We start from the raw sequence: 23,739 nt of genomic DNA, 5'->3' as shown, positions 1-23,739 counted from the left end.
TATTAAAAAACTCAAAAATGCACAGTAAAGGACTACTTTTTGGCATTGCTACAGGCGATGCTTTAGGCGTACCTGTAGAGTTTATGAGTCGTAAACATTTACAGGCAAAGCCCGTAGTGGGTATGCGTGAATATGGAACGCATCATCAACCAGCTGGTACTTGGTCGGATGATAGTTCGATGTCTTTCTGCTTAGCTGAACAATTGATTGAGGGCTATGATGTAGAATTACTCGCTAAACGTTTGTGTAAATGGTATGAGTTTAATTATTGGTCATCTACTGGAGCAATGTTTGATATTGGTGTTTCTACTCGAAATGCCATTGATAAAATTTTAAAAGGTGTTTCTCCTTATCAATCAGGCGAATGCGATGATTATTCTAATGGAAATGGTTCTTTGATGAGAATTTTACCATTGGCTTTTTATCTGAAAAATAAACCAATAGATCAACGTTTTGCAGTTGTCAGAGAAGTATCAAGTATTACTCATGCGCATATTCGTACCATTATTGGATGTTTTTTTGCCGTTGAATTTGTAATAAATCTTATCAAAGAAGAAAATAAATTCAAGGCTTATCACGAAACTCAAAATACTGTTCGTGATTATTTACATTTGATTCAAATCAAAAATGCTGAAATAGAACTTTACAATAGAATTTTATTTGATGATATTTCAGAGCTTTCACAAGATGAAATCTTCTCTTCAGGTTATATTCTTCATACTTTAGAAGCAAGTCTTTGGGCATTTCTTACTACCGACAATTTTCATGATGCCGTACTCAAAGGCATTAATTTGGGCGACGATACCGACACAATCGGCTCGGTTACGGGCGGAATGGCTGGTTTGTATTATGGTTTCGACCAAATTCCAAGCGAGTGGATTAATCAATTAGCTCGTAAAGACGATATTTTTGAACTTGTAAATCGATTCTCAAGATTCGAATAAACGCTAATGGTTTTTGAAACCAAGTCAATTGTATGACCTTACAACAACAACTCACTCAAGATGCCATCACTCTTTTAAAACAATTGATTGCAACACAATCTTTTAGTCGTGAAGAGCAACAAACAGGTGATATTCTTGAAGAATTTTTCAGAGAAAGAACAATTCCATTCCGCAGAAAAATCAATAATATTTGGGCAAGAAATAAGCATTTTAATCCCGCTTTACCAACCGTATTGCTTAATTCTCATCACGATACCGTAAAACCGAATCCTTCTTGGACATTGAATCCTTTTGAACCTTTGGTGAAAGATGGAAAACTCTTTGGCTTAGGAAGTAACGATGCTGGTGGTTGTTTGGTAAGTTTATTAGCTACTTTTTGTTATTTTTATCATAGAAGTGATTTAAGTTTCAATGTGCTTTTTGTGGCTTCTGCCGAAGAAGAAATTTCGGGTGTAAATGGTTTGGAATTACTCTTGAAAGAAAACGACTTACCAGAAATTTCCTTTGCCATCGTGGGTGAACCTACCGAAATGCACTTAGCCATTGCCGAAAAAGGTTTGATGGTTGTGGATTGTACCGCTCATGGAAAAGCAGGACATGCAGCCCGTGAAGAAGGTGATAATGCCATTTATAAAGCGCTTCGTGATATTACTTGGATTCAACAATATGAATTTCCAAAAGTATCGCCTGTGTTGGGGAAAATGAAAATGTCGGTAACGATTATCAATGCTGGAAAACAACACAATGTAGTGCCTGATACTTGTTCTTTTACAATTGATTGTAGAGTAACCGAACAATATTCTTTGGAAGAAACTTTGGATACAATTCGTCAAAATATTGAATCGGATGCACAAGCTCGTTCTATTCGTTTGAAACCATCTTCGATTCCTTTGGAACATCCAATCGTGCAAGCTGGCATTCAATTGGGAAGGACTACTTATGGCTCGCCGACTACTTCTGACCAAGCTGTGTTGGATTGTCAGTCGTTAAAATTAGGACCGGGGCATTCAGGTCGTTCGCACACTGCCGATGAATTTATTTATTTATCTGAAATCGAAGAAGGAATAGATTTATATATTAAAATGTTAGGTGAAGTAATCATTGCCCGATAGCTATTTTAAACTCTAAAACAATGTCTCAATCATCATTTCAAAATCGACTAACTTCGGCAGACGTTTACCGTGGCTTTGTGATGTTTTTAATGATGGCTGAGGTTTTGAGTTTTGAAAAAGTTTCAGAAGCTTTACCCCAAAGTACTTTTTGGCAATTTCTTGCTTTCAATCAGTCCCATGTAGAATGGATTGGTTGTTCTTTACACGATTTAATTCAACCTTCATTTTCTTTTTTGGTGGGTGTAGTTTTGCCTTATTCGGTGGCGAATCGCTTGCAACATCAAGAGAATTTTACCAAAGTATTCAGTCATGTACTTTGGCGTTCTTTGAAACTGATTTTGCTGGGTATTTTCCTTCGTTCGCAGTGGAAAGAACAAACCAACTTTACTTTTGAAGATACACTTACCCAAATTGGTCTGGGATATTCTTTCTTATTTTTATTGAATTTCCGTTCTCAGAAAATTCAGATTACTGCTTTAGTGCTGATATTACTTGGTTATTGGTTGGCTTTTGCTTTGTATCCTTTGCCCGATGCTAATTTTGATACCACAAGTGTTGGCGTTGCTAAAGATTGGTCGCATCACTTATCAGGATTTGCCGCTCATTGGAATAAAAATACCAATTTAGCTTCTGACTTCGACCAATGGTTTTTGAACCTTTTCCCAAGAGAAAAACCTTTTGTTTTCAATGGTGGTGGCTACGTTACTTTAAGTTTTATTCCTACTTTAGGTACGATGATTTTAGGGCTTTTGGCAGGAAATATCTTGAAAGCCAATACTTCATCTAATGAAAAATTAAAGACTTTTATCATTTTAGGTATTAGCGGTTTGGTGTTGGCATCAATCTTAAATGCTCTTGGAATTTGTCCGAATGTCAAAAGAATCTGGACGCCAACTTGGGTGATTTTTAGCGGAGGTTGGTGTTTTCTGTTAATGGCATTTTTTTATTGGACAATAGATGTACTTCAAAAAGGGAAATATGTTTTTTTCTTCATCGTCATTGGTACAAATTCCATCGCTGCTTATATCATTGCACACACTGTTGATTCTTACATTGCAAAATCCTTATTGATACATTTTGGGAAAGATTATGCCACAATTTTGGGTATTCCATATCAAAGCTTGGTGCAAGGAACATTAGTTTTAGGTTTTGAATGGCTAATTTTGCGGTGGATGTATCGCAAAAAGATATTTATTAAGGTTTAAACGAAATATAAAAAATAAAAAATTGAGCAAACTCTGGCAAAAAGATAATGTTTCGGTAAATGAAAAAATTGAAAAATTTACCGTTGGGCGTGACCCCGAATTTGATGTACTTTTAGCTGAATTTGATGTGTTGGGTTCTTTGGCTCATACGCAAATGTTAGAAAGTATCGGCTTGCTTGAAAAAGCAGAATTAGCCGAAATTCAGCAAGAATTAAAGGCAATTTACCAAAGTATTCAAGCAGGTGATTTTACGATTGAAGAAGGTATCGAAGATGTGCATTCGCAAGTAGAATTGATGCTGACTCGTAAATTGGGCGAAGCTGGTAAGAAAATTCACTCTGGACGTTCGAGAAACGACCAAGTTTTGGTGGATTTAAAACTTTTCACTCGTACTCGTTTACAAGAAGTAGCAGAATCTTCAAATCGTTTGTTTGAATTATTGATTACTTTGAGTGAAAAATTCAAAGAAGTATTATTGCCGGGTTATACGCATTTGCAAATTGCCATGCCTTCAAGTTTTGGTTTGTGGTTTGGGGCTTATGCCGAAAGTTTGGTGGACGATATGGAAATGTTGCAAGCCGCTTATCGTTTAGCAAACAAAAATCCACTGGGTTCTGGTGCTGGTTATGGTTCATCATTTCCTTTGAACAGAACCATGACGACAGAATTATTGGGTTTTGATAATTTGCATTACAATGTGGTTTATGCCCAAATGTCTCGTGGAAAAACTGAATTATTTGCCACAACCGCCATTGCTCAATTTGCTTCGACGCTTTCAAGATTAGCGATGGATATTTGTTTGTATAATTCTCAGAACTTCGGTTTCATTAAATTACCCGATGAAATGACGACGGGAAGTTCGATTATGCCACACAAGAAAAATCCTGATGTGGCAGAATTATTAAGAGGAAAAACCAATCGTTTGAAAGGACTTCCTAACGAAATAATGTTGGTAATGGGCAATTTGCCTTCGGGTTATCATCGTGAAATGCAGATTTTGAAAGAAATTTTAATGCCTGCTTTTGATGAAATTTTGAATTGCTTAGACATGACTTACTTCATGCTTTCAAATATTCAAGTAAAAGAAGGAATTTTGGAAGATACCAAATACGATTTATTATTTTCGGTAGAAAGAGTAAACGAATTAGTGTTGCAAGGCGTACCTTTCCGTGAAGCTTATAAAATTATTGGTAACGAAATCAATTCAAATACTTATACGCCTAACCGTGATTTAAAACACAATCATGAAGGAAGCATTGGCAATTTGTGCAACGAACAAATTTCAGCAATGATGCAAGAAGTTGTTGGAAGATTTGGTTTTGAAAAAGTACAAAATGCCATTGATGACTTGCTGAAATAGAAAACTTTTCACCTCAATGAGATAAAAAATCATTGAGGTGAAAACTAATTGAAAAGTAATGGCGTTAATCTGGAAATCACTCATTAACATTGGAAACAAATCAAACCCCACCCAAAAAAGATTTTCGTGCATGGCTCAAACGCTTAGGTTGGGCAGGTTTTTTCTTTTTCTTGATTAAAGGATTACTTTGGTTAATTGTACCTTATTTAATTGCTAAAGGAATTTTTTAGTTGTGAATTAGTGAATGAGTGAGTTAGTGAATTGTGATTTAGTGATTTTTATTTTTCAGTTCTAAAATCCTCAAATCTCCAATAAAAACCTCCCGGCATCTTGTTTCTTGCTTATTTCATCTTCAAGTCTTAAAATCCTCAAGTCTCCAATAAAAACCTCCCGCATCTTGTTTCTTGCTTCTTCTGTCTTACAGTCCTTAAGTCCTCCAGTCTTCAAGTCCCCCCAAAAATCTAAATCTCAAACAAAGCCTTAATCGCTTCCCCAAAAGTACCGCCAGAAATCATTTTACTTTGAGCTTTATCTTTCATCGTAATTTGAAATTTTCCATTAAAGTGTTTCTCTATTTCTTTGATTTTCTGAATATTAATAATATTTGCCCTACTAATTTGCAAAAACTGATTTGACGGCAATTTCTCTGCAAGAATAGAAATTGTATAGCTTGTCAAGTATTTTTGTCCATCAAGTGTTATCAGAAATACATACTTATCGTCAGCCTCAAAATGACTAATATCTTGTAAATCAATCAATAAAATCTTACTGCCAGTTTTTACCGAAATAGAACTGATAGCCTTTTTTGGTTTCATCGCTTCAATCATTTTCATCAGATTATCATTAAATAAATTCTCTTGATGATTCGTCTGCTCCACTTTTTGTACCACGTTCGACTGCCAAAGCATTAGTTTTTGAACCGTTTTGTCCAATCTTTCATGTTCGATGGGTTTCAAAAGGTAATCAATAGAATTTTCCTCAAAAGCCTTAATAGCGTACTCGTCGAAAGCCGTAGCGAAAACTACCAAAGGCATAAAAGTAAGCCGAGAGAGCATTTCAAAACCCGTCATCACAGGCATTTCAATGTCTAAAAAAATCAAATCAGGACGAAGCGTTTCTACCAACGAAAGTCCTTCTGCACCATTATTGGCTCGTCCGATTATCTCAAAAGTATCTGTATATTTGCCCAGCAATCTTTCAAGGCGATTGATAGCTAGTTTTTCGTCGTCGATAAGGATTGTTTTAAACATAGATTTTTCACACGATTTGCCAAATCGCTGGTTAATTTTTGATACACACGATGTGGCAAATCGTGGGAAATGCGATGATAGAAATATATTCAGAACGATTGAAATTAATTCCTTTAGATAATGATTTACTCACACTCTGGTTTATCCAAAGTAGAGAAAAAATGGAGCGACAATTAGGTCTGAATCCGTCTAATTGGCAAATTGAAGACTTTTTTAAAGCCGAGACATTGGATGCCTTAGTAAATTTTTGGCTACCGATGACGGCCGAAAATCCTGATAACTTTTTTTGGTACACCAATTGGGAAATCGTTTTAGTTGCCGAAAACATTTCAATTGGTGGAATCGGTTTTGCTGGTTTTCCAGACCAAGATGGCGTAACGATGGTTGGTTACTTTATTGATGGAAAACATCGTGAAAAAGGTTACGCAACCGAGGCAATAAACTGTTTGATAGATTGGGCAAGCCTTGAGCCATCTTTAAAAACCATCATTGCCGATACACCATTTTTTAATTTACCTTCACAAAACGTACTTAAAAAAGCAGGTTTCAGAGAATTTGGCATTGCCGAAGTACACCATATCGAAAAAATGCAAGTTAAAAACTGGAAATTGAAAGTACGATAGCTTTTTTAGCTGTTAGCCTTGAGCTACGAGCTACGAGCTACGAGCTTTGAGCTTTTTTTAATTAATGCTTGCACAAAGCTCATAGCTCAAGGCTCAAAGCTGGGAGCAAGTCCACTTAAACTGAGTTCTAATACAGTATTTCCGATTATCAACTCAATTTGACTGAGCTTTAACTCAAATTTATTGAGTACTGACTCAGTTCAAGTGAGTAGGTACTCGGATTTTATGAGCTTCAATACACTTTTAGCGAGCTTTAACTCCATTTCTCTGACTCTTAACTCAGATTTTGTGTATCACAAGTCAGAAAATGTGTATTAGCATACAGCTTTTCTGAGTTAAGACTAAGTCTTGAGCTTTTTAAATTAAGGTTCGCTCAAAGCTCATAGCTCACAGCTCAAAGCTAAACCGAGCTAACTGGCAAAGTAATAATCACCACCTTTTCAGGCGAATTGGTCAATTCCATCGAAGCCGTTTCGCCTGAAAGTAAGCGAAGTTTATCTTGAATAGACTTCAAACCATAACCCGAAAAAATATTATCAGGAAAAGGAACACCGTTATCAAAAATCTTAATGTTTAAGTTTTCCTTTTCTTTGCTTACTTTAATTTTCAGAACACCTTGTCCCGCAATTTTTGAAATCCCATGTTTGATGGCATTTTCAATAATGGGTTGGAGTAAAAATCTTGGAATTTTATATTTTCTAAAAGCTTCATCTTCAAATTCTACAGAATAAACCAATCGCTCGTCAAAACGAATTTTCTCAATTTCCAGATAAGTTTTTACAATTTCTAATTCATTTTCTAACGTATCATAATGTTCTTGACTTCTCCCTGTAGAATAGCGATAGAATTTTGAAAGATTCAAAACCATGTGTTCAGCTTTATCAGGGTCATCGTGTACCAATGAAGCAATTGAATTCAAGGAATTATACAAAAAATGAGGATTGATTTTGGCTTCGAGTGCCTCTAATTCTGCCCGAATTTTCAGGTCGTTTAATTGTAATAATTGATATTCTTGTTCGGTCATTTTGATGAGCCTTGTGCGTTCATGCGTAAACCAATAGTAAATAATATTTGCGCCAAGTAATGGTCCCAAGACGAATAATGCGTCATAATTATCTCTTGAATAATTGGTGATTTTTGTAGGGATATCGTCTTCAAAGAATTTGTAAAGCAGTGAAAAACTAAAGAATTTTAACACTGCCGAGAGCATCGTACACAATGATAAAATGCCATGACGAACCCAAATAAATCTGCTAAAAGAACCAAATTGGATGAATAACCAGCATAAGCCAATCATCATTGTAGCATCGTAAATATTACTGTAAATAATATTGATAATGAAATCTTTGTATTGATTTTTTCCTCTGATAATGCCAATGATGAAGTAAATATGCCCATTGAATGCCATCACTGTGAAAAAACTCAGTAACCAAAAACGACCCCAAAAACTTGATTTTAATTCCTTTGCCATAAAAATGAATGACGGCTTTTTACACCGTCATGATTCATATAAGATTTTATTTTACTTGCAGGCTTTTGCCATTTCTTTGATTTGTTCTGCTCCCCAATTTGGATTAATTGGGCTTGTTGCTTTGAAGTTAGCGAATTTTTCTAAAGCTTTCTGAATTTCAGGACAAGCATTTTTGGCTCCGCCACCAAATTGCTCTGGTGTATAAAAAATCATTTGCGCTTTTAAAGAATATGCTCTTGGGTTTTCAGGATTAATACTTTTTGCTTTAGCAATTGCTCCTTCAAAAGCCGAACCATATTTCATAAAACGGGCTTGACCATCTACCGAAATTCTCATCATGGCAATTTGCGCTTTTAATACTTCTACTTCATCCTGATTACTTACTTTTTGTTGTGCTAATTTTTCGATAAAAATATCGGCTTTATCTAAATATTTATCGATTTCGCTACCGCTTTTTTGTTGCATGGCAATTAAAGAGTATGTCAAACTTGCGTAATAATTTGGTAGCCATTCTGAAGTTTCAGAACTGGCAATTCTTTCAAATTTATTGGCTACTTCTTGGTACGAAGTCAGGTCTTTTGCTTGTCCTAATTGACTAAGTGTTTCGCCCATTACTTTGTAAAAACGTTCGTTGTCAGTTGCTTTAGCAGTGAAAAAAGTTAATGCAATTACGATAGTTAATAATAGATTTTTCATGATGATATTCGTTTATTTAATGTTTAAAGATTTCTTTTTTGATGAATCAAAGGTATTTTAAGATACGTTTTGAATGAATATAATTCCGACGAACTAAGTATTTCAAGGAGTGAATTGTCGTTTCTTTAGCGTGAAAAATATTACAGTTCCCTTAATTTTTACGCATATCTTCTGGCAATACTTTTTTCTTTGAAATAGTGATAAAAGTACCAATCATAATGGTGCGGTATGCCGCTGGTCTTACTTCTGTGCGAGTTTTTCCGTCTGCTGAATAACGATAATTATAGATATTATGAGTACCCAAAATATTATCAACCGAAAAGTAAACCACCATAAAATTCCCTTTGATATTGGTCAAGTAATTTATCCAAACGCTAGTGTTATGAACATCTGGAGTACGATCTGACAAGAAAACTGGATTATTCGGATTGTAATATGGGCGACCACTCGTGAAAGAGTACTTTCCAGAAACTGTCATCATCGGTTTGGCGATGTATTGTTTGTAAATGACATTCAAATTATGGTTTGAAACAAAAGTTGGTTGTGTTTCTATCAAGTAATTACCCGACAAACGTTTTGAGTCGCAATAACTATAATTCACCCACAATTGTCCGTTTTTAAAAGATTTATTATCACGGAAAAAGACATCAATTCCTTGTGCAAAACCTTTTCCTGTATTGTCGGTTCTACCATTCGGAAAACGTTGAGGGTTTGCATCAAAATAGTTTTCTTGTTCGGCATATTCACGGACTAAATTCGCATACTTTTTATAATAAGCCTCAACCCTGAAAGTACGATTATCTTTGATAAGCTGATAATTCAACACTGCATGTGTAGCCTTTTCGTAGCCAAGCGTTTTGTTGTAATAATAATATTGAAAATCAGGGGTTTGGTAGAAAGTACCACCAGCCGCTGAAATTTGAGAGTAAAGTCCAGTTTTATAAGCCAAAGAAAATCTCGGAGCGACATTAAAGCTTGAAGGCAATGAAGAATGTTCGGCTCTGATTCCGATTCTTCCAGCCAATTTACGAGTTAAGTAAAATTCTGATTCAGAGAAAATTGCTTCAAAATTATCGGTTAGTCGGTATTGCTTTTTATCGCTTGCCACTTGTTCTAGTTTCAATCGATATTGAGCGATATGTCCTTCTGTACCAAACAGAATATTTGAATTATTATCAAATGATTTTACCAATACTGCTCTGAACTGAGAACGCTGTTCTGTTTTTTCAAAAGCATCAGTATTTACACTTAATAAATCTTGATTGTAAGAATAAGAAGCTCCCGATTTCAAGACCCATTCAGCATTTTTGTCTAAAGCTTTTTGATAAGTACTTGTCAGTAAAAGATTGTTGTTTTTTACACCGAATTTTGAAAGAGCAAGATTTTGTTCAGTATTTGTAAACATCATTCCTGATTCACTTTTTCCATAGATTGCATCTATTTTAAAAGAGGCATCTGCGGAAGGTTTCACACGATAGGAACTAGCAACATTAATTTGTTCAGGGATTTTTATCCAATCTATATTTTGCGGATAGATTTTAAACAAAGGAGTAAGATTATTGTAAGCAATCGTTCCGCTTATAGAATGCTTTTCCGCCAAATGAGTATAACCCGAAGAAATTTGTGCCAAATTCGCATTGACAGTATAGCCGGATTCTGTGGCTAAATCAGTAGTATTCATCAACAAAACGGCCGATAAAGCCTGTCCATATTGTGCGGAATATCCACCTGTAGAAAATGCAGAACCTTTGAATTGAAAAGGAGAGAAGCGAGAACGAGCAGCAACATCGGGTGAAGAAGTATTATACGCATTTTGGACAGTCAAGCCGTCAATTAAAATTTTAGATTCTTGCGCCGAACCTCCTCTTACAAACATTCCTGTAGATTCTCCGTTTCGTTGTGAACCGGGTGTAAGTAAAGTCATAGTTTGCGTAATATCTGCTCCGCCACCCGCAGTTGTAACAATATCTAAAGGTTTGATTAAAGTGGTTTTCTTTTCGTCCGAAGCCTCAAACGTACCAGCAGTTACCGTAACAGTATTCAATTCATTGGCTGATTCTTTGAGTTTAAAAATCACTTCAATGTTTTTTTGATTCATTACAATACTTTTACTGAAAGTATCAAAGCCCACGAAAGTACAAACAAGTATTTGTTCGCCTTTTTCATTACTGGTAAATTTGAAATTTCCATCAGCATCGGCAGTTGCTCCATCATACGAACCTTTTAATGAAATATTTGCACCGGGCAAAGTCTTACCTTTTTCGTCAAGTACTTTGCCTGTAATAGTAGTTTGTGAAAAAACTTGCGTAGCGATAAATAAGAAATAGAGGATTAACAGATAAGTAAATGTTTTCATCGTCGTGTTGTTTAATTGATGATTCAAAACAACTTGAAAATGAATTTTTATTGAATTGTTTTCCGACGAAATGATGATTATAATGGATGAACTCAGTATTTTTAGGAGGGAATTTTTAATAAAATACTACTCAATGCCTTTTAAAATTAACTTATGTTGTTTTACTATATTAAAATGGAGTCATTTATTTTATAATAATCAATCCGTTAGAAAACTAATCACCAACAACTAATTTCTAATAACTATTTAAATATTTGTAATGAAAATCTTCAATCACAAACTAAACATAGAATTGATAGTAGGTACAGTGGCGATTCTGACCAGCGTAATTTCTATTTTTATTTATCTCGAACAATTAAAAATGTCAAGAGAACAACAAAAAGCCTCTGTATATCCATATTTGTGGTTTGAAGGTGGAGTTTATGATAATAACGTTTTTCATTACGAAGTAGATAATAAAGGTGTTGGTCCAGCTTTTATAAAAAATGTAGAAGTTTATTATCATCAAAAGAAATATGATTCTTTCTCTAAATTATTCACTTCAGAATGGGTACGTATCAATGGAAGTAATTTTAATAAATTTCCTTATTATTTTGATGATTTAGAAACGGGAAGTGTTATGAAAATCGGAGAGGAAAAAGAATTGTATGTTCTGAAAAACAATCAAATATTAGCCCAACATCTGGGTTATCAAGTAATGAATGATTCATCTTTTCATTTTAAAGTTTTATATGAAGATGTTTATGGCGGAAGGTTTTTGAATTACGATAATAAAATTACAATCATAGAAAAAAAATAAATGCTTAAACTTGCGACTTTGTCTATTTAGAGTGTCTAAACCTTACTTAGAATAGACTAAATATAAACTATAATCATTAATAATAATCACTATTAAAGCGATTTCAATGATTTAGGATTTTAAGATTAACAATTGATAATAAATGACAAGTTTTTTACCGTATAATAAGAAAAAGATAATTCAAATTTGAATTAACAAGTTATTGTTATAAGTTTGTTACTAGCATTTAGAATAGTTTTTATTTAATTCTTTCAAGTGAAGATTAATGTAGCGTTTTGTCAGACTGGCTAACGTGAATATCTATAAATTCAAATAGGTTTTTAGTAAGAGGAGTTTTTCTCTTTGAGCTCAAAACCATATTTTGGTGTGTTAGTGATACATTTTGGCGAACCTTAATAAGGCTCGCCAAATTTTTTTTATGCCAATCTCAGTTTCTTCTCTCTTTTTATTCTTCAATCTTTTACCATTTGTAATTATTTAACTCCATTTATCTAAATAAAAAAATATTTTACCATAGTACCTTGCATGGCATAGTACCTTTTTATATCTTTGTTTCAACATTAAGCTATAAGCTTTTAGAGATGAAGCAAATAGACAAAAAATTACTCCCAGCAATTACGAACGATTTTAAACAGAAATTAAAAATATGGATTTAGAAAATGCCAAAGTGCAGATGCGGAAAGGGATTTTAGAATTTTGTATCCTGCACATCATTTCCCGAGGAGAAGTATATGCTTCAGATATGTTAGAGGAGCTGACTTCCGCCAAAATAATGGTTGTGGAAGGAACGCTTTACCCTTTGCTTACTCGGTTGAAAAACTCAGGACTGTTAGACTACAAATGGGTAGAATCGGTATCTGGTCCGCCAAGAAAATATTATATTCTTACTGACACTGGTAAAATTTTCCTTGAACAATTCGGAGAAACTTGGAATGAACTTCAAGCTTCTGTCAATCAAATTATTCACGAATCTTTTCATCATCATAACAAAGAGTCAGAAGAAGAAGGCGTTTAACCAATCCTTTAAAAGCCAAATAAATATTTAAAATAGCATCTGGGTATTTCACTCATATATTCATTCAAACATGAAAAAGACCATATCAATCAATATTGCAGGCATAGTTTTTCATATCGAAGAAGACGGCTTCGAGCGATTAAATGCCTACCTGAAATCCATTCAGAAGTATTTTGCTTCTTATGAAGGTTCAAAAGAAATTGTTGCAGACATTGAAGCCAGAATTGCTGAAAAATTTTGGACAAAACATAAAAGTGAAGATTCTCAAGTAATTACACTTGAAGACGTAGAAGGTTTAATAGCTTCTATGGGTTCTGTTTCTGATTTTGCGGCAATCGAAGAAGAAGAAGATTTTGCAGTAAACGGACAGAAAAATGAAGAGACTAAAGAAGAAAAGAAACAAGAATCTTCTCAAGAAAAAACTTCAAGTAATTTTGAAAACTTCAAATACGAACCACGTGACCGTAAACTTTATCGTGATACTAAAAGAAAATTATTAGGTGGTGTTTGTGCAGGTTTAGCTCATAATTTGGGTTTTGACCCACTTTGGATTCGTCTAGCGTTTTTGTTTTGCTTATTAGGAATTGGTCCAATCACAGCCGGAATTTTAAGTGGAATTACTTTTGTATTGTATATCGCTTGCTGGATTGCTTTCCCTGCAAATGCCATTTTAGAAGAAGATGAAAGAATTCGTAAATTCTATCGTAATCCAGACGGAAAAGTAATGGGTGGCGTAGTGAGTGGTATCGCTTCTTATACAGGTTGGGATTTAGGAATGCTCCGTTTTGTATTTGTATTAAGTATTTTCCTTTTTGGTTCAGGTATTGTTTTGTACTTGATTCTCTGGGCAATTGCACCAGAAGCAAAATCTTTAACAGATAAAATGCAAATGTCAGGCGAACCTATTACACTTGAAAACATTGAATCGAACATCAAGCGTACTTTGCATTCAGAAGATAAACCTGAAGAACCATTGACGAGATTATTGTTATTGCCTTTTAGAATAATTTCTCAGGTATTCAAAGCGTTAGGACCCATCACTGTATTTTTAGCTTCTGTGGCTCGTATTTTCGTTGGTGGTATGATGGCTTTTAGTGGAGTAGTATTTATCATCGCTCTTTTCTTCTCGCTTTTTGTAGGTTTAACGGCTTTAGAAAATGCAAATGTGTATATCGGTGACCATTTTCCAGTAGGTTTAATTGCTCGTGATGCTTCTCCGATATTGTTTTTGGGTGGATTTTTAGCCTTGGCAGTTCCTGCCTTTTTGGTAGCTTGTGCAGGTGTTTCGTTGGTGATTCGTAGAAATCTATTTACACCCATTACTTGGCAAAGTTTGTTAGGCGTATTTTTAATTGGTTTATTAATTACAATGTATACAGGAGTAAAATATGCCAAGAATTTCGCTAAAACTGCTTCTATTGAAGAAAATGTAACGTTCAACTTTGATAAGAGTACACCAATTTTTGATGTTACAACAACTGGATTAGACCAAGACTGGGAACCTTCTGTAGAGCTAATTGGCTACGATGGAGCAGTTATTAAAATTGAGAAAATTTTCAGAGCAGATGGTGTCGATAAAAAAGATGCTGAAACCAATGCAATGGCTGTTACTTATAATATCATTCAGAAAGACTCTATCTTGAAGTTTGACGACAGATTTGAATTCAAAGACGATGCTCATTTCCGTGACCAAAGAATCAGAATGAAAGTTTATATTCCTTATGGAAAAACATTCTCTATGACTCGTGGATTTGCAAGTTTTGTGGATAATGATTTTGATGGAGGATATTTTGACGAAAGCAATGGCGATTTATTTAAAGGTTCTATCTGGAAGATTACAAAAGAAGGAGATATTGTTTGCGAAAACCGTTTCCCAAAAAGATATTCTGACAATGATGATGACGAGTCAAATTATTTTCCTGATGGAGTAGCAATTCAGACTTTACCATTAAAAGATTTTGAAAGTCTAAAAGTAAATCTTAGTGGAATATCGAATGTTTTGGTCAATCAAGGCGATGAGTTTAAGGTTGAAGTGAGCAGTGCTGGTGAAAATGCCCTTGAAAAATTAAAATATACAGTGTTTGATGGAACATTGGTTATTGATGCCAAAGACGGACAAAAATCAAGTGATATTTATGATATTCATATTACAATGCCTAGATTAAAAGCCTTTGCTATCAAAGGTGGAGTAGGTACTAGTAAAATAAAGAATTTTGATGGAGAAGAGCTTTTTGTTGACCTTGCCAATGGTGCTAAACTAAAGATTAGTGGAAACTATAACAGATTGAATGCTAAACTAGATAATGAATCAAAATTAGAATCATTTGATTTAGATGTAGTATCTGCTACTTTAGAAGTAAAAGGTACAGCTTCTGCGGAAATCAATGTCCGTGAAAAACTAGAAGCTAAAACCATAGGTTTAGGCTCAGTTCGTTATCGTGGCGAACCTTCTGTTACTCGTTCGGTACAAGAAGGTGGTTCTATTGAAAAAGATTAAGATTGAAAATCATTGATTGGTCAGCATCAAAAACCTTTCATAAAAAAATCAGTCTTCTTGCAACCTTTGTACGATAGATTGCATCTCAATAGAAAATACTATAAACAACAAAGACATGAATACTAAAACCTACTTTCGTAACACTTTACTATTGAGTTTTTTATTGGGAATTACTAATGTAATGTTTGCTCAAAATACAAAAGAGTATTCGTTAAAAGGTTTTGATAAGTTAGATATGGCAAGTGCTTTTGTAATTGATGTGAAATACGGAAATACTTACAAAGTACAAGTGGATGCTGAACGTTCAGAAGACCTTGAAGATTTGGATGTAAGATTAAGCGGCAGTACATTGATTGTGAAGTACCGTGACAGCAAAGGTTGGAAATGGAATAATAATCGTAAAAGAGTAAGCTTTACGATTGTGATGCCAAATCTGAAACAAGTTGATTTTTCTGGTGCAACAAAGTCTAAAATTTCAGGTTTCAATGATTTAGAAGACGTTACTTTGAAATTCTCGGGTGCTGCTAATGCCGAAGTAAATATCAATGCCGACAAAGTAAATTTAGATTGCTCTGGAGCATCTAGGTTGAAATTGAACGGTAAGACCTCTAAACTAAACTTTGATCTTTCTGGTGCAAGTAATGTTGATTCTTACAATTTTATAGCAAGAGATGTTGATGCCGAAGTTTCTGGCGCAAGTTCTGCTAAAGTAAATGCAAGCAAAACTTTAAATGTAGAAGCTAGTGGAGCTTCTTCTGTAAGATATAAAGGTCAACCTTCTGTCAGATCTGATGTTTCTGGTGCTTCTTCAGTAAAAAGCGCTGAATAAATTTACCAGTAATTAAAAACTAAGCCCGCAAGCGTTTCAGAACTCTTGCGGGCTTTTATGTGTTAGCCAACAAAGAAAATGTTTATTTAAAATTTATGCAACACTACGACTTGATTATTATTGGCGGTGGACCTATCGGCTTGGCTTGTGGATTGGAAGCGCAATCGGCTGGTTTAAATTATGTGATTTTAGAAAAAGGCTGTTTGGTGAATTCCCTGTATAATTATCCATCTAACATGACTTTTTTCAGTACTTCTGATAGACTTGAAATTGGAGATGTTCCTTTTGTTTCTAATAATGCCAAACCTACTCGTTCAGAAGCTTTAGAGTATTATCGTAGAGTTGCTATTCACCGAAAATTGCATATTAAACTTTTTGAAAGCGTTGAACAAATCAGCAAGAGTAATCAAGAAAGTGATGAAATTAATTATAAGCTGAAAACAAGTAAAGCCGAATATCAAACTCAGCACATTATTATTGCGACTGGTTTTTACGATATTCCATATTTAATGAATGTGTCTGGTGAGGATTTACCGAAAGTAACACACTATTACGAAGAACCACATTTTTATGCTTTACAAAAGGTTGCCGTAGTCGGTGCGAACAATTCAGCTGTTGATGCAGCCTTAGAAACATGGAGAAAAGGAGCGGAAGTAACCATGATTATCAGACAAAGCGAAATTGGAAGCAGAGTAAAGTATTGGGCAAAACCAGATATTGAAAACAGAATCAAAGAAGGTTCTATCAAAGCTTATTTCAATTCGGAAGTAGCGGCTGTTCGTCAAGATGAAATAGACATCAAAACGCCAGAAGGTATCGTTACTATTCAAAATGACTATGTAATTGCGATGACAGGCTATCAGCCTAATTTAGATTTTTTACGAAAAATAGGTATTACTTTATCAGACGATGAAATCTTGAAACCTACTTATGATGAAGAAACCCAAGAAACGAATTTGCCAAATATTTATTTAGCAGGTGTAATTTGTGGAGGAATGAATACGCATTCTTTATTTATTGAAAATTCAAGAATTCATGCGGTAAAAATTTTGCAAAAAATCACAGGGAAAGAAATTCATCAACCTAATTATTGATTTATTGTTGAGTGTACAACTCAAACTACGATAAAATACCACATAAAGAAGGTGAGAAAATAGGTTAATTCAGCATCAATTTGTCTTGCCTTCACTTCAAAAAATGCTCAATTTGAGGCTTCTTAAAATTGAGTCCTAAAATAATTGTCATTCACCGACACACTTCTGTATTTGGTCGAAAATAGTCATAATCTAAGAAATGGCTATGCAATTTTTGTGTTGTAACGTTGTCTAATGCTTGATTTTCCTACTTTTCCTTTTATCTCAAAATCAATCCATTTGTACTTTTTTAATTTATTCAATAAACTATTTATCCCAACTTTGTTTCTAGTTACAGAAAAGAGCGAACATTATAAAATTATATTTATGAAAAAATTATTATTATCCCTAACGTTAGTCAGTCTTATCAGTGCTAATCTTTTCGCCCAGTTTCCAGGTGGCGGAATGGGCGGAATGGGTGGCGGACGTAGCAGAGAAGCTACCGCAATTCCCGGAACAGCTCAGGCAGCACCAAAAGGCTCGGCAAAAATTACTGGTTATATCATTGATTCAGCAGCAACTAAAGCCGTTGAATTTGCCAGTATAGCATTAATCGCAAAAGCAACGAATAAACCAGTTGACGGAACAGTTTGCGACGATAAAGGTAAATTTACCTTGGCAAAAGTAGCCACTGGCGATTACATATTAGCGATTACTTTCTTGGGTTATCAATCTAAAAGAGTAGAGGTGAAGATTGTCAACAAAAATGATGACATCGATTTAGGCGTGATTAAATTAAGCCAAAAAAGTGAAATTTTACAAGAAGTTACTGTAGAAGGACAACGCTCTTTAATTGAAGACAAAGTTGACAGAATGGTTTACAATGCCGAAAAAGATGGAACTAACAAAGGCGGTGATGCAACAGATGTTTTAAGAAAAGTACCTTCATTATCGGTAGATTTAGACGGAAACGTTACGCTTCGTGGTAGCCAAAACGTTAAGGTATTGATTAACAACAAACCTTCAACAATTGTAGCAAGTAGTGTTGCAGATGCTTTGAAACAAATTCCTTCAGATATGATTAAGTCGGTTGAAGTAATTACTTCTCCTTCGGCTAAATATGATGCAGAAGGTTCTTCAGGGATTATCAATATTATTACTAAAAAGAATACTTTACAAGGTTTGACCTTGAACTTCGATAGTAGTGTTGGTATTCGTGGTGGAAATATGTCATTGAATGGAAACTACAGAAAAGGTAATATGGGCTTTTCATTAGGTGGTTTTGGTCGTGCTAATTACAACGTAAACGGAGATTTTGTAAACGAACAATTATCAAAAACTAATGGCGTATTGAATGGAACAAGTACTACACAAAGTGCAGCTACTCGTAACAATGGATTATTTGGTTCGTACCAACTAGGTTGGGATTGGGACATCAACAAAACTAATTCGATTACAGCTTCTGCTCGTTATGGTGCAAGAAATCAAAATACTTTTCAAGATGCTCTATCTACTATTATCAAAAGAGCTGATGGCACAAGTACTTCAAGTATTCGTGATGTAGAAACTAAAGATAATTCAGGAACAGTAGATTTGAATGTTGATTATACACACCTTTTTGCAAAACCACAACAAGAATTCAGTTTGTCAGCTCAATATAGCCGTAACGACCGTAAAAATAATTTTACAAACATCATTCGTGGAGTACCAGATTCTTTGAGTCGTATTACAAATATCAACCCAAGCTATAATCAAGAAGCTACTTTACAAGCTGATTATCAATCACCAATTGGTAAAACACAAATGATTGAATTTGGTGGAAAAGGAATTTTCAGACAAGTAAACAGTAATTTTACTCAGATTGGAAATAGCGGTTCATTAGATTATGACCAAAACATTGCGGCATCATATTTTTCTTATACTTTAACGACGAAGAAAAAATATAGCTTCAAAGCAGGTGGACGTTACGAATACACAACTATCAACGCTATTCAAACAGCTGAGGGTGGAACTAAAACTGATATTAACATTCCAAGCTATGGAACATTCGTACCAAGCTTCAATGTCTCTAAAAGTTTGAAAGGTGGAACTACTTTGAAATTGGCTTATAACCGTCGTATTCAAAGACCATCATTACAATTCTTGAACCCGAACCGTAATGCTTCTAACCCTTCAAATGTTACAGAAGGTAATCCGAACTTATCGCCAGAGTTTACGAACAATTATGAATTTACAGTAAATACTTTTTTCAAAAATACATTCTTGACTACCGCATTGTTTATGCGTAATACAACGGGTTCTATCCAAAGTATTCGTACTAACGAAGTTGATGCACAAGGAAAACCATTCCTTTTAACAACTTTCCAAAACATCGGTAATGAAGATGCTTATGGGATGAACTTATTTGGAAATGTAAATATTTCAAACAAATTCCAATTGGGTGGAGGAACAGATGTGTATTATTCTAAATTGAATAACAATAACCCGAATCCACTTTTAAATGCTAAAAACGAAGGTTGGGTAGCAAGTTTTAGAATGTTTGGTAGTTATAACCTGACAAAAGGCTGGGGCTTACAGGTATTCTCGTTCTACCGTGGTCGCCAAGTACAATTACAAGGTAGCCAAGGAGGTTTTGGAATCTATAGCTTAAGTGTAAAGAAAGACTTCTTGAACAAAAAAGGAAGTATTGGTTTAGGTGCTGAAAACTTCTTTACTCCTGGCGGATTCAAAATTAACAACAGCATTGAATCATCAACGATTTCACAAACAAGTACAAATACTTTACGTAACATGAACTTCAAAATTAACTTCAGTTACCGTATTGGAAAAATGACTTTTGATGCACCGAAGAAAAGAAAGAAATCTGTGAATAACGATGACTTGAAAGACGGTGGTGGTGATGGCGGAAATGGCGGTGGCGGTCAGCAACAACAACCAGCGGCAACTCCAGCAGCAGGTGGCGGTCGTCCGAGATAAGCCAATAATTTTTTAAAGAGTACAAAAGCGACTTTGAGCAATCAAGGTCGCTTTTTTTATGTCTGTATGTTTAGCTTCCAAAACAATCGTATAAGTTAATTGTCTATCATCAAGTAACAGAAATTATTATATTCTTTTAGTGAAATATGGCTTGTGAATTGATTTTAATCTTGATAAAATACAAAAAAGTCTATTTTTTTAGAGTAATAAGTACTTGCTATGTTATTTCGACGTGCTTGAAAAACAACAAAATTACTTTGAAAAATAATATAACAAACAATAATATAATCCATTCTTTTGAATAAATATCCATTGTTTTGCTTCTCTGCTTCAATCAATTTTGCAAGGTGAAATTTATAATATTTCAATATTTTATTTTACTATTTCGATAATTTTCTAATTAACATTTAACTATTATAAAACTGTATATGAAGCAATTATTACAAAAAAGCAGAAGAATAGCTTATGGTTTTATTCTTTTAGCTGTCACAGGGTTTTCGACCTTTGCCCAAAGGTCGGTTACTGGTAAAGTAACAGGAAGCAATAATGAAACACTTGCAGGAGTAAGTATTTTTGAAAAACAGTCTAAAAGAGGTACAACAACGGCATTAGATGGTACTTATAAAATTGATGTTCCTGCAAATGCGGTATTGGTATTTAGTTTTGTGGGTTTCAAATCTCAAGAAGTTGCTATTGGTAATAAAACCAATGTAAATGTAGAATTGGCTGTAGATGTACAAGCCTTGGAAGAAGTAGTGGTTGTGGGTTATGGGCAAGTGAAAAAGAGTGATTTAACTGCTTCGGTTTCGAGTATCAAAGGAGATGTAATCAAAGAATTTCCAGTTTCTTCATTAGACCAAGCCTTACAAGGTAGAGTTGCTGGGGTACAAGTATCGCAAGCTTCTGCTGCTCCGGGTGGTGGGCTTTCGGTGCGAGTGAGAGGACCGAACTCAATTTTGAGTGGTTCAGAACCATTGTATGTAATTGATGGATTGCCAATTTATCCAGACAATAATGCACTCGGAACTGGCGGAAACAGACAGCCTTCAAACGCTTTGGCGATGTTGAACCCGAATGATATTGAATCTATCGAAGTATTGAAAGATGCTTCTGGTACTTCTATTTATGGTTCAAGAGGAGCGAATGGTGTGGTGATGATTACGACAAAACGTGGTAAAGAAGGAGATGGGCGTTTGACCTACGATGCGTCGTATTCTATGCAAGATATTGCTAGAAAAATTGACTTGATGCGTGCGGATGATTACATGAAGTACATCAATAAGCTAGAAGTTAGCCAAGGAGGAGCAGGACGATATAGTGCTTCACAAATAAGTGCGGCTGGAGCTGGAACAAACTGGTTGGATGCAGTGACCCGCCAAGGAAATATTCAAAGCCATCAATTGACATTTGCAGGTGGAACAAAAGGAATGAGATATGCTTTTAGTGGAAATATACTTGATAATCAAGGTGTTGTTATTAGTACTGATTTCAAACGTTATGGATTTCGTGTAAACTTAGATAATGATTTCTTGGGCGGAAAAGCTACTTTGAGTAACAGTTGGTCGTACAGTCATTTAGAATCAAGTAATGTACCGACTGATAGAGGTGGACCAGGTGGTTTGATTATTACCGCACTTGGTTTAGACCCAACAGTGGCTATTTATGACCAAAATGGAAATTATAACTACCCAAGTTATGATGGTCGTTTTAGCATTAATCCAGTAGCCGAAGCGAAACAAGGTTATGACAAAGATGTAACGAACCGTATTTTCGGTACTTCTGGAGTTACTTTTAGCATCATCGAAGGTTTGAAATTTAAGACAAGTATTGGGGTTGATGTGGTAAATGCCAATCGTAAATCGTTCTACAATAGTTTTACTCGTTTGGGTCGTCAAAATGGACGTGAGTTAGATAAATTCAATCGTAATCTTACGAATTTATTGAACGAAAACTTACTGACTTATACCAAAACCTTGAGTAAAGGACACAATGTTGATGTAACTGCAGGTTATACCAATCAGCATGAAATTAACCAGTATGATGCAGCTTCTTCTTGGGGTTTGCCTTCAGACGATGTTAATTCAATGAATTTGCAAAACGGGGCAAAACCACAAACGCCATATTCTGGAAGACAAGAATGGAATTTAGAGTCATTCATCGGAAGGGTAAATTATTCTGCTTTAGATAAGTACTTATTAACCGTAACTGTTCGTAGAGATGGTTCTTCAAAATTTGGACCTAACAACAAATGGGCAACTTTCCCTTCGGCAGCAATTGGTTGGAAAATCGCTAATGAAGAATTCTTCAAAAATTCTAAAATTTCAGAAGTTATCAACGATTTGAAATTGCGTGCAAGTTATGGGATTACTGGTAATTCAAATATTCCTCCTTATCAATCTGTCTCTGGTTTAGTGCCTTTCAATTATATTTTTGGAGGACAATTGGCCGCTGGTTATGGTGCAAACAATATTGCAAATCCAGACTTAAAATGGGAATCAACAGCGATGTTGAATGTTGGTCTCAATACTCGTTTATTGAATAATCGTTTAGACTTAGCCGTTGACTGGTACAATACCAAAACTTCTGATTTATTACTTTACGTTTCTATCGCTCAAAGTACAGGTTTCAGTACTGTTTTGTTAAATTCAGGTTCATTGACCAACAAAGGAGTTGACTTTGAGCTCAATTACAAAGCCATCGACAAAGGAAGTTTAAAATGGGATATTGGTGGAAATATTTCATTCGTAAGAAACGAAATTGCTGATTTAGGAAAAAGTACTCCATATTTTGCAAGCAGCCCGAGTGGTCACTTAGGTATTGATGGAAGTTGGGTAGAAGCTGGAAATCCAATTGGTGTTTGGCGTGGTTACGAGTACGCTGGTTTATTCAAAACGGATGCAGAAGGAGCGAGCTATTCAGCCAAAGCGGGTTATCCGAAATACACTGATGTAAACAACGATGGAAAATATACTTCGGATGACTACAAGATTATCGGCAATCCAAATCCAAAATTTGTGTGGGGTTTGAATACTTCATTGAAATACAAAAACTTTGATTTAGGCGTATTTTTTAGAGGAGTACAAGGTAATCAAATCCGTAATCTTCAACAGTCAGAAATTGGTGATGGTGTTCAGAAAATCAATCAGTTAGCTAATATTCTGACAGATTCTTGGAGTTCAGAAAACCAAAATGGTACTCGCCCTGTGATTGACGGAAGAAGAGATTTTATTTCATTCCGTAAATCTTCATTCTTTATTCAAGATGGTTCTTTCATTCGTCTTCAAAATGTTTCATTGGGTTATAGAATTCCTGTAAACAATAAATTTATTCGTTCGGCAAGAGTATCAGTAAGTGGACAAAATTTATTCTTGATTACGAAATACAAAGGTTTTGACCCAGAAGTAAACAATGGCGGACAAAGTAATTTGAATCGTGGAGATGACTATGATGCTTATCCAAGAGCAAGAACGATTACGTTCGGTTTAAACCTTGGTTTTTAGGCTTTTATCAAAATTAAATTTTACTGTAAATTA

General features: G+C 34.9%; 17 protein-coding genes. 13 read left to right on the top strand and 4 right to left on the bottom strand.

The annotated features are described in order from the left end of the window. The first annotated feature begins 17 nt into the window (after positions 1–17). The 5 genes from ABID42_RS14850 to ABID42_RS14830 all read left to right on the top strand — a co-directional run bounded on the left by ABID42_RS14850 (position 18) and on the right by ABID42_RS14830 (position 4,851). Positions 18–944: an ADP-ribosylglycohydrolase family protein gene (locus tag ABID42_RS14850; protein WP_367284327.1), complete on the top strand. Its 927-nt coding sequence runs from the start codon at positions 18–20 to the stop codon at positions 942–944. A gap of 32 nt (positions 945–976) precedes the next feature. After that, on the top strand, positions 977–2,056 hold the full coding sequence (locus ABID42_RS14845; RefSeq protein WP_367284326.1) for a M20 family metallo-hydrolase: 1,080 nt from the start codon (positions 977–979) through the stop codon (positions 2,054–2,056). A gap of 20 nt (positions 2,057–2,076) precedes the next feature. Beyond that, positions 2,077–3,261, top strand: coding sequence for an acyltransferase family protein (locus ABID42_RS14840; RefSeq protein ID WP_367284325.1), 1,185 nt, complete (start codon positions 2,077–2,079; stop codon positions 3,259–3,261). Between the two features lie 22 nt (positions 3,262–3,283). Beyond that, positions 3,284–4,621, top strand: coding sequence for an argininosuccinate lyase (gene argH / locus ABID42_RS14835; RefSeq protein ID WP_367284324.1), 1,338 nt, complete (start codon positions 3,284–3,286; stop codon positions 4,619–4,621). Between the two features lie 89 nt (positions 4,622–4,710). After that, positions 4,711–4,851 carry a hypothetical protein gene (locus tag ABID42_RS14830; protein WP_323255157.1) on the top strand — a complete coding sequence of 47 codons (141 nt, stop codon included), beginning with the start codon at positions 4,711–4,713 and terminating at the stop codon, positions 4,849–4,851. A gap of 231 nt (positions 4,852–5,082) precedes the next feature. On the opposite strand, the gene ABID42_RS14825 is transcribed toward ABID42_RS14830, so the two are convergent. Next, on the bottom strand, positions 5,083–5,871 hold the full coding sequence (locus tag ABID42_RS14825; RefSeq protein WP_367284323.1) for a LytR/AlgR family response regulator transcription factor: 789 nt from the start codon (positions 5,869–5,871) through the stop codon (positions 5,083–5,085). 50 nt (positions 5,872–5,921) lie between these two features. Between ABID42_RS14825 and ABID42_RS14820 the strand changes: the two genes are divergently transcribed. After that, positions 5,922–6,494, top strand: a complete 573-nt coding sequence (locus ABID42_RS14820; protein WP_367284322.1) for a GNAT family N-acetyltransferase — start codon at positions 5,922–5,924, stop codon at positions 6,492–6,494. 400 nt (positions 6,495–6,894) lie between these two features. On the opposite strand, the gene ABID42_RS14815 is transcribed toward ABID42_RS14820, so the two are convergent. From ABID42_RS14815 to ABID42_RS14805, 3 genes are all read right to left on the bottom strand, one after another. Then, the gene (locus ABID42_RS14815) at positions 6,895–7,965 is read right to left on the bottom strand and encodes a sensor histidine kinase (protein ID WP_367284321.1); all 1,071 of its coding nucleotides are present in this window, start codon (positions 7,963–7,965) and stop codon (positions 6,895–6,897) included. A 51-nt stretch (positions 7,966–8,016) separates the two neighbouring features. Further along, positions 8,017–8,661: a hypothetical protein gene (locus ABID42_RS14810; protein WP_367284320.1), complete on the bottom strand. Its 645-nt coding sequence runs from the start codon at positions 8,659–8,661 to the stop codon at positions 8,017–8,019. 151 nt (positions 8,662–8,812) lie between these two features. Beyond that, a complete protein-coding gene (locus ABID42_RS14805; protein ID WP_367284319.1) occupies positions 8,813–11,017 on the bottom strand; it encodes a TonB-dependent receptor in 2,205 nt (734 codons plus the stop codon). Between the two features lie 259 nt (positions 11,018–11,276). Here ABID42_RS14805 and ABID42_RS14800 point away from each other — a divergent pair, with 259 nt between their 5' ends. From ABID42_RS14800 to ABID42_RS14770, 7 genes are all read left to right on the top strand, one after another. After that, complete coding sequence (locus ABID42_RS14800) at positions 11,277–11,816, top strand: DUF8453 domain-containing protein (RefSeq protein ID WP_367284318.1); 540 nt, start codon at positions 11,277–11,279, stop codon at positions 11,814–11,816. Between the two features lie 646 nt (positions 11,817–12,462). Then, positions 12,463–12,831: a PadR family transcriptional regulator gene (locus tag ABID42_RS14795; RefSeq protein WP_184136936.1), complete on the top strand. Its 369-nt coding sequence runs from the start codon at positions 12,463–12,465 to the stop codon at positions 12,829–12,831. Positions 12,832–12,901: 70 nt separating this feature from the next. Next, positions 12,902–15,328 carry a PspC domain-containing protein gene (locus ABID42_RS14790; RefSeq protein ID WP_367284317.1) on the top strand — a complete coding sequence of 809 codons (2,427 nt, stop codon included), beginning with the start codon at positions 12,902–12,904 and terminating at the stop codon, positions 15,326–15,328. Positions 15,329–15,443: 115 nt separating this feature from the next. Next, entirely contained in the window at positions 15,444–16,157 is a 714-nt protein-coding gene (locus ABID42_RS14785; protein ID WP_367284316.1) for a head GIN domain-containing protein, read from the top strand. Positions 16,158–16,252: 95 nt separating this feature from the next. Further along, complete coding sequence (locus ABID42_RS14780; RefSeq protein ID WP_367284315.1) at positions 16,253–17,251, top strand: YpdA family putative bacillithiol disulfide reductase; 999 nt, start codon at positions 16,253–16,255, stop codon at positions 17,249–17,251. A gap of 366 nt (positions 17,252–17,617) precedes the next feature. Continuing rightward, positions 17,618–20,206, top strand: a complete 2,589-nt coding sequence (locus ABID42_RS14775; protein ID WP_367284314.1) for a TonB-dependent receptor — start codon at positions 17,618–17,620, stop codon at positions 20,204–20,206. Between the two features lie 428 nt (positions 20,207–20,634). Then, a complete protein-coding gene (locus tag ABID42_RS14770; protein ID WP_367284313.1) occupies positions 20,635–23,706 on the top strand; it encodes a SusC/RagA family TonB-linked outer membrane protein in 3,072 nt (1,023 codons plus the stop codon). Positions 23,707–23,739 lie beyond the last annotated feature (33 nt).

The sequence above is a fragment of the Arcicella rosea genome, assembly GCF_040543805.1.
In the GTDB taxonomy this organism is placed as follows: domain Bacteria; phylum Bacteroidota; class Bacteroidia; order Cytophagales; family Spirosomataceae; genus Arcicella; species Arcicella rosea.
Note: the sequence above shows the minus strand (reverse complement) of the source record. Positions and strands in the feature narration are given on the sequence as shown.

What these genes read in the sequence shown, in the direction of transcription:
- ABID42_RS14850 (WP_367284327.1), top strand. Translation starts at nt 18, where the DNA reads ATGCACAGTAAAGGACTACTTTTTGGCATTGCTACAGGCGATGCTTTA.
- ABID42_RS14845 (WP_367284326.1), top strand. Translation starts at nt 977, where the DNA reads ATGACCTTACAACAACAACTCACTCAAGATGCCATCACTCTTTTAAAA.
- ABID42_RS14840 (WP_367284325.1), top strand. Translation starts at nt 2,077, where the DNA reads ATGTCTCAATCATCATTTCAAAATCGACTAACTTCGGCAGACGTTTAC.
- ABID42_RS14825 (WP_367284323.1), bottom strand. Translation starts at nt 5,871, where the DNA reads ATGTTTAAAACAATCCTTATCGACGACGAAAAACTAGCTATCAATCGC.
- ABID42_RS14820 (WP_367284322.1), top strand. Translation starts at nt 5,922, where the DNA reads ATGTGGCAAATCGTGGGAAATGCGATGATAGAAATATATTCAGAACGA.
- ABID42_RS14815 (WP_367284321.1), bottom strand. Translation starts at nt 7,965, where the DNA reads ATGGCAAAGGAATTAAAATCAAGTTTTTGGGGTCGTTTTTGGTTACTG.
- ABID42_RS14810 (WP_367284320.1), bottom strand. Translation starts at nt 8,661, where the DNA reads ATGAAAAATCTATTATTAACTATCGTAATTGCATTAACTTTTTTCACT.
- ABID42_RS14805 (WP_367284319.1), bottom strand. Translation starts at nt 11,017, where the DNA reads ATGAAAACATTTACTTATCTGTTAATCCTCTATTTCTTATTTATCGCT.
- ABID42_RS14800 (WP_367284318.1), top strand. Translation starts at nt 11,277, where the DNA reads ATGAAAATCTTCAATCACAAACTAAACATAGAATTGATAGTAGGTACA.
- ABID42_RS14795 (WP_184136936.1), top strand. Translation starts at nt 12,463, where the DNA reads ATGGATTTAGAAAATGCCAAAGTGCAGATGCGGAAAGGGATTTTAGAA.
- ABID42_RS14790 (WP_367284317.1), top strand. Translation starts at nt 12,902, where the DNA reads ATGAAAAAGACCATATCAATCAATATTGCAGGCATAGTTTTTCATATC.
- ABID42_RS14785 (WP_367284316.1), top strand. Translation starts at nt 15,444, where the DNA reads ATGAATACTAAAACCTACTTTCGTAACACTTTACTATTGAGTTTTTTA.
- ABID42_RS14780 (WP_367284315.1), top strand. Translation starts at nt 16,253, where the DNA reads ATGCAACACTACGACTTGATTATTATTGGCGGTGGACCTATCGGCTTG.
- ABID42_RS14775 (WP_367284314.1), top strand. Translation starts at nt 17,618, where the DNA reads ATGAAAAAATTATTATTATCCCTAACGTTAGTCAGTCTTATCAGTGCT.
- ABID42_RS14770 (WP_367284313.1), top strand. Translation starts at nt 20,635, where the DNA reads ATGAAGCAATTATTACAAAAAAGCAGAAGAATAGCTTATGGTTTTATT.